Source organism: Acetobacter sp. P5B1, assembly GCF_018811985.1.
Taxonomy (GTDB): Bacteria; Pseudomonadota; Alphaproteobacteria; order Acetobacterales; family Acetobacteraceae; genus Acetobacter; species Acetobacter cerevisiae.
The window spans coordinates 24,713-43,916 of the sequence record NZ_JACRVS010000023.1; the positions used below are offsets into that span (position 1 = coordinate 24,713).

At 49.1% G+C, this 19,204-nt stretch carries 12 protein-coding genes and 2 pseudogenes; 9 read left to right on the forward strand and 5 right to left on the reverse strand.

Features of this window, described 5'->3' with window-relative positions:
- The first annotated feature begins 228 nt into the window (after positions 1-228).
- From KP703_RS12320 to KP703_RS12350, 7 genes are all read left to right on the forward strand, one after another.
- Positions 229-1,209, forward strand: a complete 981-nt coding sequence (locus KP703_RS12320; RefSeq protein ID WP_082779454.1) for a LysR family transcriptional regulator — start codon at positions 229-231, stop codon at positions 1,207-1,209.
- Positions 1,210-1,238: 29 nt separating this feature from the next.
- Positions 1,239-2,813, forward strand: coding sequence for an ABC transporter substrate-binding protein/permease (locus KP703_RS12325; RefSeq protein ID WP_215755169.1), 1,575 nt, complete (start codon positions 1,239-1,241; stop codon positions 2,811-2,813).
- A gap of 43 nt (positions 2,814-2,856) precedes the next feature.
- Positions 2,857-3,582, forward strand: a complete 726-nt coding sequence (locus KP703_RS12330; RefSeq protein ID WP_215755170.1) for an amino acid ABC transporter ATP-binding protein — start codon at positions 2,857-2,859, stop codon at positions 3,580-3,582.
- A gap of 238 nt (positions 3,583-3,820) precedes the next feature.
- Positions 3,821-6,154, forward strand: a complete 2,334-nt coding sequence (locus KP703_RS12335) for a TonB-dependent receptor (RefSeq protein WP_215755158.1) — start codon at positions 3,821-3,823, stop codon at positions 6,152-6,154.
- A gap of 59 nt (positions 6,155-6,213) precedes the next feature.
- Positions 6,214-7,077, forward strand: a complete 864-nt coding sequence (locus tag KP703_RS12340; protein ID WP_215755159.1) for a sugar phosphate isomerase/epimerase — start codon at positions 6,214-6,216, stop codon at positions 7,075-7,077.
- A 2-nt stretch (positions 7,078-7,079) separates the two neighbouring features.
- Positions 7,080-8,117: an isopenicillin N synthase family oxygenase gene (locus tag KP703_RS12345; RefSeq protein ID WP_215755160.1), complete on the forward strand. Its 1,038-nt coding sequence runs from the start codon at positions 7,080-7,082 to the stop codon at positions 8,115-8,117.
- Between the two features lie 15 nt (positions 8,118-8,132).
- A complete protein-coding gene (locus KP703_RS12350) occupies positions 8,133-8,873 on the forward strand; it encodes a class II aldolase/adducin family protein (protein ID WP_373687491.1) in 741 nt (246 codons plus the stop codon).
- A 218-nt stretch (positions 8,874-9,091) separates the two neighbouring features.
- Here KP703_RS12350 and KP703_RS12355 read toward each other — a convergent pair.
- The 5 genes and pseudogenes from KP703_RS12355 to KP703_RS12375 form a co-directional block, all read right to left on the reverse strand.
- A pseudogene (locus KP703_RS12355) lies at positions 9,092-10,145 on the reverse strand (IS5 family transposase).
- Between the two features lie 189 nt (positions 10,146-10,334).
- Positions 10,335-11,285, reverse strand: a complete 951-nt coding sequence (gene yddG, locus KP703_RS12360) for an aromatic amino acid DMT transporter YddG (RefSeq protein ID WP_215755162.1) — start codon at positions 11,283-11,285, stop codon at positions 10,335-10,337.
- A 77-nt stretch (positions 11,286-11,362) separates the two neighbouring features.
- A complete protein-coding gene (locus tag KP703_RS12365; protein ID WP_215755163.1) occupies positions 11,363-13,381 on the reverse strand; it encodes a CocE/NonD family hydrolase in 2,019 nt (672 codons plus the stop codon).
- A gap of 56 nt (positions 13,382-13,437) precedes the next feature.
- Entirely contained in the window at positions 13,438-14,784 is a 1,347-nt protein-coding gene (locus KP703_RS12370) for a peptide MFS transporter (RefSeq protein ID WP_215755164.1), read from the reverse strand.
- A gap of 250 nt (positions 14,785-15,034) precedes the next feature.
- Complete coding sequence (locus KP703_RS12375) at positions 15,035-15,973, reverse strand: LysR substrate-binding domain-containing protein (RefSeq protein WP_215755165.1); 939 nt, start codon at positions 15,971-15,973, stop codon at positions 15,035-15,037.
- Positions 15,974-16,412: 439 nt separating this feature from the next.
- On the opposite strand from KP703_RS12375, the gene KP703_RS12380 reads away from it, so the two are divergent.
- Together KP703_RS12380 and KP703_RS12385 are read left to right on the forward strand one after the other, a co-directional pair.
- Entirely contained in the window at positions 16,413-18,854 is a 2,442-nt protein-coding gene (locus tag KP703_RS12380; protein ID WP_215755166.1) for a TonB-dependent receptor, read from the forward strand.
- 186 nt (positions 18,855-19,040) lie between these two features.
- Positions 19,041-19,204 (forward strand): annotated as a pseudogene (locus KP703_RS12385) (IS5/IS1182 family transposase); the annotation flags it as partial.

Consider the following 19,204-nt stretch of genomic DNA (forward strand, 5'->3'; position numbering starts at 1 on the left):
GCAGAAAACCAAGGCATGAAACACTTTGATCGCCTATTAAGGCTCCCATCCTCAGAGAAATAAGGCACTGTTTGAACCGCCACCGCCTACTTCCCGACCTTCCCTTCTTACGATAGGGTAACAGACCCAAGCGGGTTACAATTGAGGTGAACACTTGCGCACAGCCTGCCCTGAGCACCAAACGTTTCACGCAACCTGGCCGACTGAGAGAGAGGTTAGACAGATCAGATGCCCCGATCAGCCAACCCCCAACCAGCCCCCCTGCTTCCCACATCTCGCAAAGCAAATGTGCGGCGATCAAAAGGTTTTCGAGGCCAGGTTTCAGAGGTCGACCTACGCTTATTGCGCGTTTTTCATACTGTTGCTGCACAGTCTGGTTTTGCTGCCGCCGAGATTGCATTAGGAAAAAGCAAGTCTTCCATTAGCCTTGATATCTCGGCCCTTGAAACGCGGCTGGGGCTCAAACTCTGCAAACGGGGACGCAGTGGCTTTTCTCTTACCAGTGAGGGTCAGGCTGTTCTGGATGCAACACTTACTCTCATGCAGGACCTCCAGCATTTTCAGCAACGGATCAACCAGATAAGTGGCATTTTATCCGGCACATTCCGGCTGTATGTACCAGATAATCTGCAAACCCATGGCGAGACACCCCTTATCCGCGCAATAGGAACGTTCACGAGCCTCCATCCTAACGTATTCATGACCGTCCATTCCGCGTCTACGCGGGATGTTGAGGTCGCCGTGACAAATGGACAAGCCACCGCGGGTATTGCGCTCTACCCTCAGCATATGCCCGGGATACAAAGCGTCCCGCTCGTAGCAGAGGCGCTTAACCTGTATTGTGGAGCCCGACATCCACTTTTTGAAATGCCGGAAGACGACATTACTCTGGACCTTCTGGCTGCCCAGCGCATAATTGCGGTCTCTGACGCCGCAACATCACCACGATGGAACGAAATACGCACCCACCTTTCTTTCCATGCCTCTGCAGAAAATGTTGATGCACGCGCTTTGCTTATTCTTTCTGGAAATTTCATTGGGTTTTTACCAGAAGCTTTTGCAAAGCCACTCGTTGATCGTCAGCTGCTCAGACGTATCAGTTTCGATGATCTGCAACTGATAACCTGCTTTCACTTTTTGGCCAGACTCTCTCCAGAAACAGAATTAATGGTTGAGACGTTTCGTGCCCTGCTGGAAGAATCCTACTAATGAGCGCCTTTTTCTCATTCATGAAGACTATGGTTTTTCTAGAAAAATATAAGCCTGCGCGACTTACCACTCTCTGTTTGCTCGGTATCGGTCTGGGATTGTCTTCCTACCACTTAGCGTCTGCCCAGACCTCTGGAGAAGAAACGCCCTCCTTTGTGCAAAACGGCACGCTGACGGTTTGCACAAACCCGACCCTGCCGCCCATGACATTCGTTCAGGGTTCAGACGCAAGTAAGCCGGAAGGCATGGATATTGATCTGGCACGCGCCCTTGCAAAACATTGGCATGCGTCACTCAATCTGGTTACCATGGATTTCACAGGCCTTTTCCCAAGCCTTGCGGCACAGAGGTGTGGAATTGTATTAAGCGGCATCATACAATTACCGGACCGTGAGAAGAATTTTGATGCCGTTCCTTATCAAGAGACTGCCTTAACCGTCGTAGCACGCGCCAACACGCTTCCTATAAAAAGCATGGCGGAGCTATCTGGAAAAACCATCGCAGTTCAGTCCGGCACGAGCTACGCCGCGCGCATAGAGCGTGAAAATATTGCTCTGAGTGCAGCGGGCAAGCCTCCCATCACCATTCAACAATATCCGACTGAAGATCAGGTTGTACAGCAAGTGCTCATCGGGCGCGTTTTTGCGTTTGTCAGTCAGGACGTTGAGCTTTATTTCAGACAAAAGCAACTCCATGGCAAAGTCACGATTATTCTTAAGCCTGATTACTCCGATTATCGCCATTTTGCGGCCTATACACGCAAAAACCCACACGACCACGCCCTGATCGCACAAGCCATTTCTGAGCTGGAAAGCGACGGTAGCCTTGCTGGGTACAGACAAAAATGGTCCCTTTCAGCTCAAAGTGAACAAGCCCTTTCGACTGATGAGCGTGGGAGTGCCTTTAACTGGCAGGCTTTTTTTGCCGCGCTAACATCGCTAGCTTTCCTAAAGGGTGCAGCTATTACGCTGTCTGTCGCTCTGCTTTCTCATTTCATTGCAATTGTTATCTCCATTCCGATGGCGATAACGCTTAACAGCCACGGGAAGTCGGCTCTCAAAGTCGTGCTGAAGGCTTATGTGTCTGTTTTCCGAGGTGCCCCGACACTGTTGCAGCTTCTGTTTATCTGGAATGCGCTTCCCCAGTTCTTCCCTATTTTCAGAGAGCAATGGTTTACGCCGTTTTTGGCCACACTTGTTGCGCTTTCCATTAATGAATCAGCGTATCAGGTAGAGATCAATCGTGCGGCCCTAAGCGCTGTCGATGGAGGCCAGGAGCTTGCTGCCGACGCATTGGGTATGACGCGCAAACAAGTCTATCGATATGTTATTTTCCCGCAGGCTCTTCGCGTGGCTCTTCCGCCAACCATTAATGAATTTATCAGCCTTTTAAAAACAACGTCTCTGGCATCAGTTATTTCTCTGCAAGAGCTCCTTGCAATCACACAAGTTCAGGTAGCACGCACATTCGAATTCACAGAATATTATGCGGCTGCACTCATATATTATCTTGCTATGGTTTTTTTCTTTCTCTTCTTACAAAAACGTGTGGAACGCCGTTTCTCCTGGGCCGACCGTAAGAAAGCTTCCGCCAATGCAGCCTGATACATTCTCCGTTCAAAACACTCCGCCCCACGACGACACCTCTATGATTTCCGTGCGCAATATGAGCAAATTGTACGGAGAATTTGTCGCTTTGGACCGCCTGAATTTTGAAGTGCAGAAGGGTGAAAAAATCGTTGTTCTTGGTCCGTCAGGCTCAGGAAAATCAACCCTTATCCGTACGTTCAACCGCATCGAGCCTCATGACAGTGGTAGTATCCTTATCGATGGCAAGGTTATCAATGAAAAAACCAGCCTGACAGAGCTTCGCTGCATGGTGGGAATGGTCTTCCAGAATTATAATCTTTTCCCACATCTCAGCGTTCTGGATAACTGCACTCTTGCTCCCCAACTTGTGCGCAATATTCCCCGTAAAGACGCACACGACATGGCGCGTCATTTTTTGTCGCAGGTGGGGATTCCAGAACAGGCAAACAAATACCCTATCCAGCTTTCAGGCGGTCAGCAGCAGCGGGTCGCTATAGCACGAGCACTCTGCATGAAACCCGAGATCATGCTGTTTGACGAGCCAACTGCGGCTCTCGATCCTGAGGCTATAACCGGAATTGTCAGCATTATGGACACTCTGGCCGAACAAGGCATTACCACCCTGTGCGTGACGCATGAAATGGCGTTTAGCCGCCGTATTGCTGATAAAATTATCTTTATGGATCAAGGCCGTATTCTTGAAATAACACCGCCTGAGGTTTTTTTCACAAATCCCCGGACGCAACGTGCTCAAAGCTTTCTGGATCAGATGATACGGTACTGAGGTCACACACCAGCCCTTGTAAAAGTAAGATTTACAACATTCCAAACGAAAGAGCTCCTCGTTTCATTATTAAATTGAAATGAAGTCGTTACCCGGGTGGATCTGTCCACCCCAGTAGATAAGGGGATCTTATGACCGCCCGCTCTTTCCATTTGCCGCTAACAGCGACTTTAGCCCGCAGAGTATCCCAGCAGACTGCACCCCTTCCCTCACGCACCTTAACGCAAGGAGTGCAGGCATGACACGCCGTTCCCCAGCCACCATCCCGAATGCTCTTATCAGGGGCAGTCAGCAAACAGTTCGGCGTAAACTCGCTCTGACAGCACTCCTTTTGGGTACGACGTCAGCTCTTCCTGCTTTTGCTGCCAAAGTTGATAATCAACTTCACACTTACAGAAGCGGTACCGCGCAAAACAAATCTGTTTCGAAAGTATCCACAGCGTCTCGTTCTAAAGTGCGCGCCCCCCGCAGAAGCACCTCTTCTGAAGATATTCAGGTCACACAAACGCGTACGGCACATTATCATTCTCAGCCTGGCACAGTGAATGTCATGAGCGGAAAAGAGCTTCGTGAGCTGCATGTGGAAAGCCCCAAAGAAATTGCGGCTTACACCCCGGGTGTGACGGCTGTAAATGCGACCTCTGGCAGTTCGCCTATTTTCTCCATTCGAGGCGTCGGATTGGATGACTATGTGGGCACCAATATGGGCGGTATTGGTATCTATCTGGATGGCGTGTTTGCACCATATGCTGCGCTTTATAATGGGCAGATGCTTGATATTGAAAATGTTGTCGTGGCAAAGGGACCGCAAGGCTTTGATATGGGCCGCAGCACAACAGGCGGTAGCGTCAACATTACGTCCGTCAAGCCATCTGACAAGTTTGGCGGTTATCTGGACTGGGGATATAGCAGCTATAATACCAGTACCGGTAAATTTGCCGTAAATGTTCCCATTACAGATAAAATTTCAAACCGAACGGCCTTTAGCTATACTAAAGGAGATGGCTGGCAGCATGATCTGAACACCAATAAACGTTATGGTGCGCAAGATATTCTGGCCATTAGAAATCTAACAAAATTCCAAATTGATGATAAGACATCAGCACTTCTGAATATCCACTATACGCGGGACAGAGGCACCCCCATGTCCCCACAGAATACACAAGCTGATGCTGTTAACGGCTTTCCTGTTGGCACGATTGGGGTAAGCTCAAATGCCTATTACAACAGGGTCAATGTTGGGCAGAACCGGGTTGGCCGTAATGAAAATGGTGGCGGTGCCTCCCTGTCTTTCGAACGTATTTTTGATTTCGGTGTTTTCACTTCACAGACTGCCATAGATCTGTATCGCAGAAATATTTATGACAACTACGACGGTGAATCTGTCCAGGTTTCTGATTATCACTGGAATGATACCTACCTGGCACAGTCACATGATATGCATCTGCGCACCAATATTGCTAAAATATTTCATTTGACAGTTGGTATTTACGAATCTTACGATAAAATTGATGGTGATTATACAAGTAGTCGCGGCTTCCTGTTTGACATGCCCGAAGAAAACATGACCAACCATTTCAGCCAGCAAAACCTCTCTACCGGGGTGTATGTCAACACCGTAACCAATATTACCCATAACCTGGACTTCATCGCTTCGGGGCGCTTCTCTTATGATGAGCGTGGGTTCCATGGGGGCACACGGGATATCAACGGTGCTGTGACAGGCACTCCGGGAGGTACCCTGTCTTACCTCAACACGAGCCATAACTATGAACGCTTCACTGGCCGCGTCGGGTTGCGTTATACGGTCGTGCCCGGCACCTACCTTTATGGTACGATTTCTAACGGATATAAGGCAGGAACGTACTTTGCTGCACCTGTCTCCGCATCGCAGGCCCTTGATTACGTGCGTCCGGAAAACCTGATTGCTTACGAAGTCGGTGTTAAATCAAGTCTTTTCAAAAACAAGCTGATGATTGAAGGCTCTTTGTTTGATTATGAATATCATAACAGACAGACCCTCTTTGTTGCGGAAATGCCGGGAAATATCACGTCCCTGAGCCTGGGCACAATTTCACGGGCCCGAACCAGAGGTGGTGAGGTTTCTTCCACCATACATGATCTGATCCCTAATCTTGATCTCAGGGGATCCTTTGCCTACCTCGACGCTCAGGCCACGTCCCCAGTGAACAATATCGGCGGCCTCCCTCTGCTTTCCAATGTTAATGCCCACTCAGCCCTGCCGTTTGCTCCCCGTTTTTCATGGAGCGCCGTTGCACGCTACGGTATTGATATCAATCGCTACCGCGTGACATTGCAGGCCAGCTACACATGGAAAGACAATATGCTGGTGGCGTTGGGAGACCCCAACGGTCAGACCAACAAGATTGGCTCCATGGGGCTGCGTATGGAATTCGCTCCAAAAACCAGCAAATGGTCGGCAGCCGTTTACGTGGACAATATGCTCGACAAGCACGGTAATGTTTATTCCTTCACAGGGAGTGACAACAGCCGGGCGCAGTATTTGCAAACGCCTCGGTGGGTTGGTGTCGATCTGCACTATAATTTCTGACCCTCTTCGCTGGGTTTAGTGCTCCTTATCTGAACCCAGCTTTTTTCCAGGAATTTTCTATGCGCCTTGAGGTATTTAAAACGTTATGGGGTGACAATCGTCCTTGGCAATTCGCCGCCGAGGAAGCGAAAGCTGCTGGCTTTAATGGTCTTGAGGGCCGAATTCCCTCCACCCACACAGAGGCACGCCGGAACTTTCAAATCCTGACGGATGAGAATATGCCTTATATTGGCATTATCATGACAGGTGGGGGCGTTATACCCAAACAGTCGTGCAGCATAGAAGAGCATCTGGAAGATCTAAAGCAGGGGCTCGAATGTGCAGCCCTTATGTCCCCTCGCTTTATTAATGTTCTTGGAGGGAATGACCGTTGGTGCGCCAGTAAGCAGGCAGACTTCATAAACAAGGCGCACGCCATCGCACAGGCAACTGGAGTTCTTTGTGTGTTTGAAACACACCGTTCCAGAATTCTGGCAAACCCATGGGTCACGCTTGATGTTTTACCTCAGCTGGAAAGCGATATTCTGTTCACGCTGGATATAAGCCACTGGGTTGTCTGCTGTGAACGGCTGCTCAATGAGCCGGAAGATGACTTCAGTGCCTTTTTCGAAAGGGTGCATCATATACAGGCCCGCATCGGCTATGATCAGGGGCCACAGGTTCCTCACCCAGCCGCGCCTGAATATTCTGCCGCCCGGAAGTTCCATCAAAACGTATGGGAACAAATCTGGCTGTCCCAACAGAAACGGGGTTACAGCACGTCCACCCTCACACCAGAATGCGGACCGGATGGATACGTCCATACCCTGCCTTTTACCAACGCTCCCATAGCCGATCTATGGGACCTGAATAAATGGATTGGCCAGACAGAACAGGCCCATTTCAAACAAATCTTCTCTTCACAAGCTGAACTGGACAGATGATTATGACAGAAACCGCTACCTTCACATCCATTCCTGTCGTCGATATCGCTGGACTTTACAGCGATGCTTTGCAGGACCGTATGGCTGTCGCTCAACACCTGGGAGACGCAGCCCGCAATGTAGGTTTCCTATATATTGCAGGTCACCGCGTCCCGGCAGATGTCATTCAAGCTGTGCGTGATGCAGCCAAGGCGTTTTTCGCGCAGCCTTTTGAGCGGAAGATGGACTACTATATCGGCTCTTCTGAAACACATAAGGGGTTTGTGCCTGAAGGCGAGGAAGTCTACGGCAGTGGCCGGCCTGACCATAAAGAAGCTTTTGATATTGGTTTTGAGGTCCCCGCTGACAATCCGCTGGTTCAGGCAGGCACACCTCTGCTCGGCCCCAACAAATGGCCAACTGTTCCAGGTTTCAAAGAGGCTGCACAAGCCTATTACAAAGCTGTTTTTGCTCTGGGCCGCACACTATTCAGAGGCTTTGCGCTCGCTCTTGGTTTGCCCGAAAACTATTTTGACGATCACGCCAACTTCCCACCATCAAAACTGCGCATGATCCATTATCCTTATGACGCCGAAGCGCAGGATGCCCCCGGCATCGGGGCCCATACTGACTATGAGTGTTTTACCATCCTGCTTGCTGACCAGCCGGGGCTGGAAGTTATGAACGGTAACGGAGAATGGATTGACGCTCCTCCCATTCCGGGAGCCTTTGTCGTCAATATTGGTGACATGCTGGAAGTTATGACAGCTGGCACATTCGTCGCCACCGCACACCGGGTAAGGAGTGTTAAAGAAGAACGCTATTCTTTTCCGTTATTTTACGCCTGCGACTACCATACTCAAATCCGGCCGTTACCAGCCTTTGCCAGCGGCAGCCAGGAATATGAAGCCATCACTATTGGTGAGCATATGTGGGCACAGGCACTCCAAACCTATCAATATCTTGCGCGTCGCGTAGAAGCTGGCACATTAGCGCTTCCTGCCGGTGCACGTAAAACAGCAACTTTTGGTCATTTCAAAAAGACAAAAGAAGTGTCCTGAAGAAAGAAAATGACAATGCCGAATATCTCCTCCACAGAACAAACCCTGCGTGAAGATTTAGCCGCAGCTTATCGGCTGATGGCGCTCTTCAACATGACAGACCTTGTTTATACCCACCTTTCCGTGAGACTGCCGGGTGATGACCATCGGTTTCTGGTCAATCCATATGGGCTGTTGTTTGAAGAGATTACCGCCAGTTCTCTCGTCGTTGTGGATGCGGATGGCCAGCCAACGCAGGAAACATCCTGGCCTGTTAATCCTGCAGGTTTTGTCATTCATTCCGCCGTGCACCGTAGTCGTCCGGATGCCGCCTGCGTGATGCATACCCATACTGTGCCAGGCATGGTTGTGGCGGCACAGGACACCAATATTCTGCCCTTGAATCAGATCAATATTGAGTTTTACGGCTCAGTCGGGTTTCACCCCTATGAGGGTATTGCCGCTGATGATAATCTAAGCGAACGCGAACGTCTGGTACGTGATCTTGGCATAAATAGCGCTCTCATTTTGCAAAACCATGGTTTGCTGACGGTGGGGGAAACCGTTGCGCGGGCATTTTACCGCATGTATTATCTCGAACAGGCTTGCCGCATTCAAATTGCGGCACAGGCAACGGGAGTGCCTTTATACACCCCTTCTGAAGATAAAATTCTCAGAACTAAAAAACAATTTGATGAAGATCCGGATCAGGGCCGCATGATCTGGGCCGCGTTAAAGCGCAAACTCGACCGAGAGCAGCCCGATTATAAGATGTAAATTAACAGTCTCTGCTTAAAAACGTAGAAAGTCTGCAGCGTGTGGCCTCCAGATGCGACCAATGAAAGAACAGTCCGGAAGCAGGTGGAGGGATCGAAGAACCGTCGGTTGATGGGGCTTTGTCCTGATTTTTGAGTTTTGGTATGCTGATTGATGGTTGCCATGATGGTTTCTGACCTGCGTTTTGAGCAGATCTGGGAAGATTAACCGCTGGATTGCTATGCTGCTGCGCTGATCCGCTTCAGGAAGAGGAAGCGGCGCATATTATAGACGATATTGGCCAGTCCGATCCTCATTGTGGCCCCGGTGATACCCACTATTCGGATAAACAGCCCGGTCTGTGACTTCTGGTCAGCAAAGACATGCTCGACACGCGATCGGATGACCGATTTTCCAGCATTTGATTTCCGGATATGTCAGGGCATCGGTTTGAGATGCGGCTTTTTCCTGTGGACCTTCGAGACGAACCCCAGCTTGTCCATGAAATCTTCATTGGCCTTTGAGCGACAGGCCGTGTCTACCCAGACCGTTGAAGCCGTATTGGTTTTATCCAACACGCCTTCGCGCAGCCTGGCGCCATCGGTTGTTTTCCATTTGCGGATCAGCCGAAACTTCCGGTCCATGGAGACGTGGGATTTGTAGCCAAAGAACGGGATGGCGAGATCCGTTGCGGGGATCGTCCCGTCATCCTGCCGCTTTGCCTTCGTGAACTTCAGCGTCCAGCGGGCGAGCCTGTCCTTGTGGGATAGTTTGGAGGGCTTGTCCTGCCAGTCCTGTGGGAGCCGCCCTTCACGCAGATCGGCCTTCTCCGCGTTGGTATTGCGCCGCCTCCAATGTTGCGTCCAGGATCTGGCCTGACATCGGCAGATAGTCTGCGTTGCCCAGGGTTGTATCAAAGCGATTGAATAGCCCATCGATCGCACCCGCCTAAGTCAGACGCTCGCGAAACAGCCCTGTGGTTTTGGCATCAGGCACGCGGTCCGACAGGCCCAGACCAAGGAAGCGCATGAAGGAGAGACGGTCGTTGGGCAGGTGTTCTGTCCGCTTATCAGACAAATTGTTCAACGTCTGGATCATCAGGATCTTGAACATCAGCATCGGATCGAATGGCGGTCGGCCACCTTTGCTCCCGTCTGAATAGGCCAGAGCCTTGTCCAGTTCCGGGCGGAACACCTCAAAATCCACAGTCCGGGAAAACGCTTCGAGTTGGTCCCCCCAACCGCTCAATCGCGAAAGCCGCTCCTTAACATCAAAGAAACCCGACTGCTTCATCTCCCCCCCCCCCACTCAAGGCGAAAGATACCGAAACACAGAGAGAAGCCCAAAACCAGAGGGTTTTTCGAACCCTCCATTTCTATTTTTTGGAAAAACTAATGAATAGTATCATCTTTCCTATACCAGGTATTCTTATAAGACGTCATCTCAAGCGAAAAAATATTATTTTAGTTTTAATAAGCCGCTCTATACCAGGTTAGATTTACTCAGTTCTGGTGCTTTTACGATCAAAGTAGAATGGCGTTTTGAATGAAGTGAAGCAAAACAGAATAGAGACCCCACAGTCACCATCATCACTCCTTCCCAGAACGACCAACCCAAAGACGTTTTTAGCCAACATGCTGCAAAAATGGAGGATAAAACAGGAGTAAAATACGAAAATGGAATAATAATGGATGTATTGCCACGCAACAATCCAATATTCCAAAACCCATATCCTAATCCCAACGCCACACTCGCCAGCACAAGATCAGGAAGTGCATGCATGGGGAACAACATAAGGGGACCCGGCAGAAGAAAATACAAGATCCACAACAGGATTGCGGCCAGAACAAAAAAGAGCGCTACAGCATTCTGATCTTTGGCAAAACGCGGTGTCAGCGCACTATAAAGAGCCCATACCACAGCATCGAGAAAAGCCAGAGAATAGCATAGAGGATTTTTCAAAAAATGTTCTGTCAGAGCAGAAAATGAAAAAGAGACACCTTCTCCACCCAATACACGGATGACGCCAAATGTTGCCAGAAGTATGCCAGGAACAATAAAGATTTTAACCTTCTTTCCATTCATAAATATTGAAAACAGAATTGTCAGACTGGGCCAGAAATAATTGATGACCCCGACTTCCATTGCTTCCGTACGAGAGTGTGAAAATCCAAGTGCTAATGCCAAACCAATTTCACAAATGACAAACAGACTTCCTCCCACAAGAAGATAAGGGCGGGAAACAGCGCGCATATCTGGTAAGCCAACAGTAACAAGAAGCAGCAAAGCACCCAATGTATCGACCAACGCAGTTCCACCCAATGGCGTAAACTGCTCCGTCACATAACGCACAAGCCCGACAACTGTACTCCATAGCAAAACGGCCAAAAGACCATATGCTGTGGGTGCATTCACACTTGCTTTAATATTCATTCTTAAAATCCGTTAACCACCATAGAGTGGTTGAGGCTTCCCTGGAATGAGAAGCCTCTTCTTCTTTTAAAAAATTTCTACAAGAAATTTCTTTTTATGACCCTGTCATAATCCTGCTCAAAAACAATACGCCCTTCTTCTTCAACCAGAAGATGCGCCTTCAGGAAGAAATTTTCTTTGTCACAAGTCATTTTAGATTTCAGATCCAGCGTGACGTCTTGGCCTGGACGGGCAAGATGATAAAATTGTGTAAGTTCATAGCGTGCACTCAAAGGATCATCATCATGAACACTCAGATGCCTCTTTAAATTATGCTCAACTGTTGTATCCGTTTCATCATAACGAAAAACACCTGATCCAAAGACGCCACCGACAGCATCCGTCACATAGTCCATGGAGCCGCCAACCCAATCTTGCATGCTGTAACGTCGCAAAGTTCCAATAGAGATTTGTGAAAGAGGTGCTTGATCTCCCTGCTCGGGAGCCTTGAAATGAACAGGCTGCGAGGAGCATCGTGTAGCATCCAGAACAGGCAGGATAAGGGTGCTTCCTGAGTGAACAGAAAGGGTCGCAGCGTATGGCGCTGGCCAGATCAAAGGCCAGAAGGCTGTGCCAATGGCAATCCTTATCCGATTACCAGCAGCAAACCGATGCCCGCAAACTTTTAATGGCACCGTAACATCATAGACTTCTCCTGGAACAAGACATTCCGGGTTTTCATGCCCATTACGATGCGTCAGATTCAGTACCTGATAACTTACGCGCGTGACCTGTCCATCAGGTAAAACTTCGGACAATCTAGCAACAATCTGGGCTTCCGCCACATCAGTTGACAGCCGCAAGCGCACCTCCGGCCTGCCGACAACCGAGACGTCGCTCTCCAGAGGAGCCGTTTCAAAAACCAGAGCCTCGCCGTCATCTAAACGTTGATCTGCCGGCATTTCACCCGGACAGCCAACGCCCATCCATTCCCCCCCTGTGCGGCCGTGACTTTGCGGAGACCGCACCGTCCAGACGTCTGTATTCTGCTCACTCTGAGGTGTTTCAGTGGAAAGACGTCCCCCCTTTCCGAAGAAGAGCGACTGCACCTCCATATTTTTATCTGGCCAGTTGGGAACACCGATCCAATGCCCGGCGCTTTGTTCCCGCGTTGTGGAAGGGGGCATAGGGTCTTCCAGCCAGAGACGGAGGGCCGGATCATCCATCACACCCGTTTCCTCATCCTTCAACCATTTGTCCCACCACCGGAGTGCTTCCTGCAAAAAGCCTATTGCAGGGCCAGGCACACCATCATGCGGGTAAACATGCCCCCACGGACCAATAATTCCACGGACAGGAACAGAAAGATGTTCTAACAAAGAGGGTACCGTGTTGGTGTAGCTATCAGCCCAGCCACCAACAGCGAGAACCGGACAGGCAATCGATGCATAATCTTCGCAAACAGAACCATGCTTCCAGTAGGCATCGTAAGTTTGATGCTCCAGCCATTGCGCCTGGAAAAACGGAAGAGACTTCAAGCGCTCCATCCAGATTTCTCGCCACGCAGACCCGACAATGGCTGGATCTGGTGGTCTCGACTGGAACATCATCATGATACTACCCCACCAGAGGTTATCATTCAGCAGGCAGCCACCCATGTAATGAATGTCACCTGCGTAGCGGTTATCTGTTGAATAGACAGTAATAATCGCCTTCAATTCTGGGGGTCGACGCATGGCAACCTGCAGGCTGTTAAAACCTCCCCAGGATTTACCCATCATACCAATGCGACCATTGCACCATGGCTGAGCAGCAAGCCAACGCATAACCTCTAGTGCATCATCCTGCTCCTGCTTCAGATATTCATCAGCAAGATGCCCCTCAGATTCGCCACTACCACGCATATCAACGCGTACGGCCGCATAGCCATTTTGAGCAAAATAGTTATGCATGGGCTCATCGCGCTCACGCGTTCCATCCCGTTTGCGGTAAGGAATATATTCAAGAATAACCGGAACAGGTGATGTATCCGCACTGTCCGGCTTCCATAGCCGAGCCCCAAGACGGCATCCGTCTTCCATAGGGATCCAGAGATGCTCTTCAACCGAATATGTCATAAAAAACCCTTTAGAACAGAGACTTATTCAAAACCTACAGGAAAGAAAAATCACAGCTACACTGCGGAACACGATTTTGGGCGAGCATTCAAAGACGAATAAAGGAGTATCCCCAAAAACCCCACCAAAGTAGTGGCAAAAATGAAGCACCAGTAAAGGGCTGGAGACATGTATCCCCACCACCCACCAATTGCGCCGCTCAAAATATTTGCTGCAAAATATGTCAGATACCACAAAGCCATGGACACCGCATTTCGGCCTTGCTGCCCGATACGAGAAAAAACACCCATAGCTGCTGGACTAAAAAGTAAGTCTCCAATTTCCCACATCGCCATATAAGCCACAACTAACATCAGAGAGGGTGGCTTCTGACCACTAAAACTTGCGATGCACAATAAAGCGGCCTGAGCCCCGGCAAGAACTGCCGCCCCCACAACCATTTTCCAGACAGGACCGGGCTCCATATTTTTACGACGGCATAGAGACCACAAATACATCACGCATGGTGTTCCCAACAGCACGACAATAGGCGGTACAGCTTGAATCCAGACGGAAGAGACCTGCTGGCTGCCACCGGAAACAAGCCAGCGCATCAAGGCATTTGCCTGTTGCTCATAACTGATCCAGATCAAGACACAGGATATGAGCAGACAGAGAAAAGGCCATACTCTGTAAGAGGACCTTCTCTTATCAGGGCTGACCGTCGGCAATGCCTCTTTCAAAATTTCCTGAGGTAATAAACGAAAGCTTCCGGCAATATAAAGAAGCAGCCCAAAAATCATACCCACAGATGTTGCTGCAAAAGCAACATTCCACCCGAAGTATTGTGCAAGTAGACCACAGACAATGGGCGCTGCGGTTGCCCCTATATTAATTCCTACATAAAAAAGGGAAAAACCCTGCTCTCTCTGGTTATCATGCGCTTCGTACAAGCTTCCAATCTGGGCTGCGATATTGCCCTTTATGCCACCCGTACCCAGAACAATAAGCATCAACGCAATTAAAAAAAGTGCTGGCGTTGCTAAAATAAGATGACCGATAACTAGCAGGATACCCCCGCTTACAATAAGCGCTGTCTTACCAAACCATTTATCCGCAAGAAAGCCGCCCAGTAAGGGTGTGAAATAGACAAATCCGGAATAAAGGCCATAGAGGCAGGAGACTAAAGAGCTAAAATCTCCAACATCAGGATGCAGTCCTACCAAAGAACAAAATATTGAAAGACCGAAAATTTCATTGTGATGACGTGGCAGAAGGTCTGTCACCATATAAAGAACAAGTAACGCACGCATGCCGTAAAAAGAAAAGCGCTCCCACAACTCCACCCCTGCGAGCAAAAAGAGGCCCGCAGGATGCCCGAACCATTTTGGACCTGCGACTGATGGCCGGTCGTAGCTTAGCATGCCACTCATCCGATAAAAAAAACTGAAGGGTTTAGGAAATTTTCATTATCTCGTTTCATTTCCTCAAAACCTTCAAAAATTCATCTCACTGATCCAAGGGTAACCGTTGTGAAAACAGGGTGATGTTAAACATCCGGAACATCTTCATGGAGGGACTTTTTTCCATTTTTATTTAAGATGCAAGCTCAGAAAAAATTATTCTTTCTATGATGTCAGGTTATGGAAGCTCTGTAGCACTTGATGAATGGCTTCATACTTCGCCCTTCACCGTGGCCATCACGTCGTCTTCAAGCCCAAACTGCTCTGCCAGCCATAGAATAAAATTCTCTGTTGCCTCATCGCATTCAGCATGACGCGGCAAAACAAGATGGTAAGAAGCAGATGAGTTCAGGGACAGACCAGACAATGGCACAAGTTTCTTCTTTGCCAGCAGATCTTCCAAAATAACTTCCCAACCCAAAATAACTCCTTCACCTGCCAAGGCAGCAGAAACACAATCTGTATAATGACTAAAGTGCAGGGAAACGGATGGCTCGGACCGAGAAATCCCCATACAGGCAAACCACTCCTTCCATGACATCCAATTCTCATAGGGAGCGTCATTTCCAATAAGGGGCATGTCTAAAATTTTTTGTGCTGAGATCGTCCCTTTATACCGGGCGAGAAATTCCGGAGAACACACAGGAAAGACCCTATCCTTCCGCAACAGGAAAATTTTATCGCGCTGCGTGCGGCCAACGCCAAACTGGACGCCAACGTCCACTTCATCTGCCTGCAAGTCAAAATACGTGTCCTGCGAAACAACACGCAAAGACAATTCGGGGTATCTGGCACGGAAGCTCTGCAGACGGGGCAACAACCAGTATTGCGTAAACGCAAGGCTTGCCCCCACAACAAGCGCCTTCTTCCTTTTGGAAGACCTGAGCGCATCCATTGCTTCAACAATCAGAGCAAATGCACTTGTTAATCTTTCCCCTAACTGATGGCCGCTAACGGTCGGAATGACTGAGCGGTGTGCCCTGACAAACAGATTGCACTCCAGATCCTTTTCCAATGCGCTGACCTGTCGACTCACGGCGGCCTGACTGACTCCCAACTCCTCCGCAGCCCGGGTAAAGCTTCTCATTCGGAATGCAGCTTCAAATGTAACGAGTGCATTTACAGACGGAATTTTCTTTCTTAGTGACATTAGCCATCCGAAGGTATGATTGAAACAGGCGGGCTATTTTCCTGAAAAACATTCCCCGTCCTTCTCCTGGCACAGCGAACCAGGTCTCGTATCCTTATGACATGAGCCCCCTTTAGATAACATGAAATTATGCATCCAATAATTTCTTTGATGCAATGATAGAAAATCATGTCAATATTTCTCAAGCGTTTCAAAAAATATTTTCAGCATTCATGTGACATTTGACCCACAATCACAAAAATTCCCTTTTTCATTCCGGCTGCGTGTGAATAATCCCCACTCGCTACTAAAAAAGAGGCTGGCTATTTTGTTGCGCACGCAGGGGGTTGAGAGACAGATTTTTTCAAAGTGCCTCCGCTCAAGTTTCATTGCCATTTCGCAACTTAATAACGACTGCTTCGCTTTTTTCTCATCGCTTGCTACATTCGGAGCCTAAGGAATGAAGACCCACCCCTGCCAGCATATTGCGCTGGTAACTGCTCTTCTGATTTCATGTTCGTATGGAGCGCTTGCAAAAGCGGAGACTTCAGCCAAACATCCTGCCAAACCTAAAGCCTCTGATCGGTTACCGCTCCCGTCCCCGGCAAACCATTCCTCTTCTACCCGACAGCACAAAACACTCACGCCACGCATGGCCGCACCAGAAGAACTGAGCGTACAAGCGTCCCGTTCTACGCCGCATGGTAGCAAAACCGTTTTGACTGCAAAAATGCTCGAACGTTCTGTGCCGGGTACCAATCCATTAAAAGTGCTCGCCGCGCAACCTGGTGTCATGTTCCAGTCGGACGATCCACAAGGCATGGATACATGGTCTAACCAGTTTTATATGCACGGCTTCATGCAAAATCAGATTGGCATGACACTCGATGGCATTCCTCTTGGGGATCAGGAATTTCACTCGGCAAATGGCCTGAGCAATACGGCAGCCATTTCATCAGAAAATATTGGCCACATGGATGTTTCCATGAGTGCTGGCGCTGAAGCTGTGGCTAGTACCAGCAACCTGGGGGGATCTGTAGAGTATTTTTCTGCCGATCCATCCCACAAGCGTGGGGGCACCATTGCCCAGACGTTTGGAAGCAATGCGACTTACCACACGTTCGTACGCCTGGAGAGTGGAGACCTCAACAAGACAGGCACCCGCTTTTACACCTCCTATATGCGCAACGATCTCGAAAAATGGAAAGGCGGCGGCAACCAGTTTGCCCAGCAAGTTAACGCCAAGTTGCTTCAGCCCATTGGGCAGAATAGCAAATTTTCCGTTCTGTTCGACTATGATGAAAAGCAGTTGCAGAACTATCAGGACATGTCTTTCGACATGTTAGAAAATGGCGGCTACAATCTTGATAATTTCTATGGTGTAAGGAATGGATACGCCAAAGCTTATCGCTCTGCTCTATCTTTAAATGGTTTGCCTGGCGGCTCCCTGCCTGCTGGCTACAACAAAATGTCTGACCCGTGGGATGCCTCCTATTATGATAGCGCCACTCTCTCACGCGACTATCTTGGAGGGGCCAATCTGGATCTGGCGCTCACAGACCGCTTGCGCTGGAAAACCGTCGTCTATGGTCATGGGCAGTATGGTCGCGCCGCATGGACAAACCCCTATCAGTCCTCACCTGCTGACGCTGATGGAGATGTTGCGCCCCTGAGCGAACAGATTACGATCAGTCACAGCCAGCGCTACGGCGTGACGTCTGGCGTGACCTATAATGCTGCACACAACGTGATCAGCGCCGGTGTCTGGTATGAAAATTTTCATAACGAAATAGGACGTAACGGCTACGCTCTGCCGGTTCTGGGCAAAGGTGCCCCCTTCAACTCCATGGGGTCCCTGCCCTCTCCCTACACGACATACTGGGGACAGTCCTTTAACTCCAACAGCTTTACCGCTTATGTGCAGGATACGTATCACCCGCTGGCAAATATTTCGCTCCATTTTGGCTTTAAATCCCTGCTTCAAACTGTGCGAGGTGGCGAAGACGCCAACCTGTATTCCTACACAAACTGGGGTGGGCTTGCTGCGGGCAGCATGACAACAGCAAAAGCCTTCCTGCCTCATATCAGCGGAGACTGGCATTTCCTGCGTCATCATGAACTGTTCTTTGATGTTGCAGAAAACGTAAAATCTTATCCCGTTTCAGCATATAAAGAAGGTCCTTCACCATGGGCTGTCAGCCAGAGCACCTTCAATCAAATCCGCGGTGGTCTTCGTCCGGAAACAGATTGGAACTATGCCGTCGGTTATCGTTTTAATGACAAACTAATTTCTGCGTCTCTGTATGCATATCATACGGATTTTCATAATCGCATTCAGCAGATTAGCTCTGGAACAATCATCAATCCGGTCTTTAGTGTAGCCAACGTCGGCAACGTCAACATGAATGGGGTAGATGCCGGCATTACTTTGCGTCCCATCAAAGGGCTCGAACTCATCAATACCGTCAGCTACAATCACGCCACTTATGGGAGCAATATTGTTGAACAAGGAGTGACGTATGCAACTCATGGGCAGCAAATTGTGAACTATCCCCGGTTTATGTATAAAGGCAGCATTTCCTATACATGGCATGGCGTCGATATGCATGTTGACACGCAGTATATTGGAAAAAGAAACTTCAGCTATACTGGAGACATGAAAGTTCCAAGCTACTGGGTTGAAACACTTGGTGCGCGTTATCAGTTTGGCAACATGGGTCGCTTCAATAAACAACTCGGTTTCATGAAAAACCTTACTTTCTCTTTCGATATCTATAACCTCACAAACCGCCGCTACATTGCAACCATGGGAGAAGAAGGAAACCCCATGCAGGGCGACTATCAATCCTTCCTCGTCGGTGCTCCTCGACAATTTTTTGGTTCTCTAAAAGCGGACTTCTAGGCTCAGGACCTATTAATTTATTGAACTGAGCGAGACGTTGTGATTCACAGGCTTACCAATGGAGGAGAGGCTGTGAGTGAGTTGTTTTTGATTTCGGAGAGCCAGATGGAGGGTTCGAAAAACCCCTTGGCTCTGAGTTGTTCTGTGTGATTCCATTTTTTTGGCGTTGATTGGGGATGGAGGAAGATGAAGCAATCTGGTTTCTTTGATGTTGAAGAGCGTCTTGCTCGGCTGAGCGGGCTTGGCGATCAACTGGAGGCCTTTTCCCGGACTGTGGATTTTGAGGTGTTCCGCCCTGATCTGGAGCTGGCTCTGGCCTATTCAGACGGAAGTAAAGGCGGACGTCCGCC

Coding starts and splice junctions, on each gene's coding strand:
- KP703_RS12320 (WP_082779454.1), top strand. CDS start 229: ATGCCCCGATCAGCCAACCCCCAACCAGCCCCCCTGCTTCCCACATCT.
- KP703_RS12325 (WP_215755169.1), top strand. CDS start 1,239: ATGGTTTTTCTAGAAAAATATAAGCCTGCGCGACTTACCACTCTCTGT.
- KP703_RS12330 (WP_215755170.1), top strand. CDS start 2,857: ATGATTTCCGTGCGCAATATGAGCAAATTGTACGGAGAATTTGTCGCT.
- KP703_RS12335 (WP_215755158.1), top strand. CDS start 3,821: ATGACACGCCGTTCCCCAGCCACCATCCCGAATGCTCTTATCAGGGGC.
- KP703_RS12340 (WP_215755159.1), top strand. CDS start 6,214: ATGCGCCTTGAGGTATTTAAAACGTTATGGGGTGACAATCGTCCTTGG.
- KP703_RS12345 (WP_215755160.1), top strand. CDS start 7,080: ATGACAGAAACCGCTACCTTCACATCCATTCCTGTCGTCGATATCGCT.
- KP703_RS12350 (WP_373687491.1), top strand. CDS start 8,133: ATGCCGAATATCTCCTCCACAGAACAAACCCTGCGTGAAGATTTAGCC.
- yddG (WP_215755162.1), bottom strand. CDS start 11,285: ATGAATATTAAAGCAAGTGTGAATGCACCCACAGCATATGGTCTTTTG.
- KP703_RS12365 (WP_215755163.1), bottom strand. CDS start 13,381: ATGACATATTCGGTTGAAGAGCATCTCTGGATCCCTATGGAAGACGGA.
- KP703_RS12370 (WP_215755164.1), bottom strand. CDS start 14,784: ATGCTAAGCTACGACCGGCCATCAGTCGCAGGTCCAAAATGGTTCGGG.
- KP703_RS12375 (WP_215755165.1), bottom strand. CDS start 15,973: ATGTCACTAAGAAAGAAAATTCCGTCTGTAAATGCACTCGTTACATTT.
- KP703_RS12380 (WP_215755166.1), top strand. CDS start 16,413: ATGAAGACCCACCCCTGCCAGCATATTGCGCTGGTAACTGCTCTTCTG.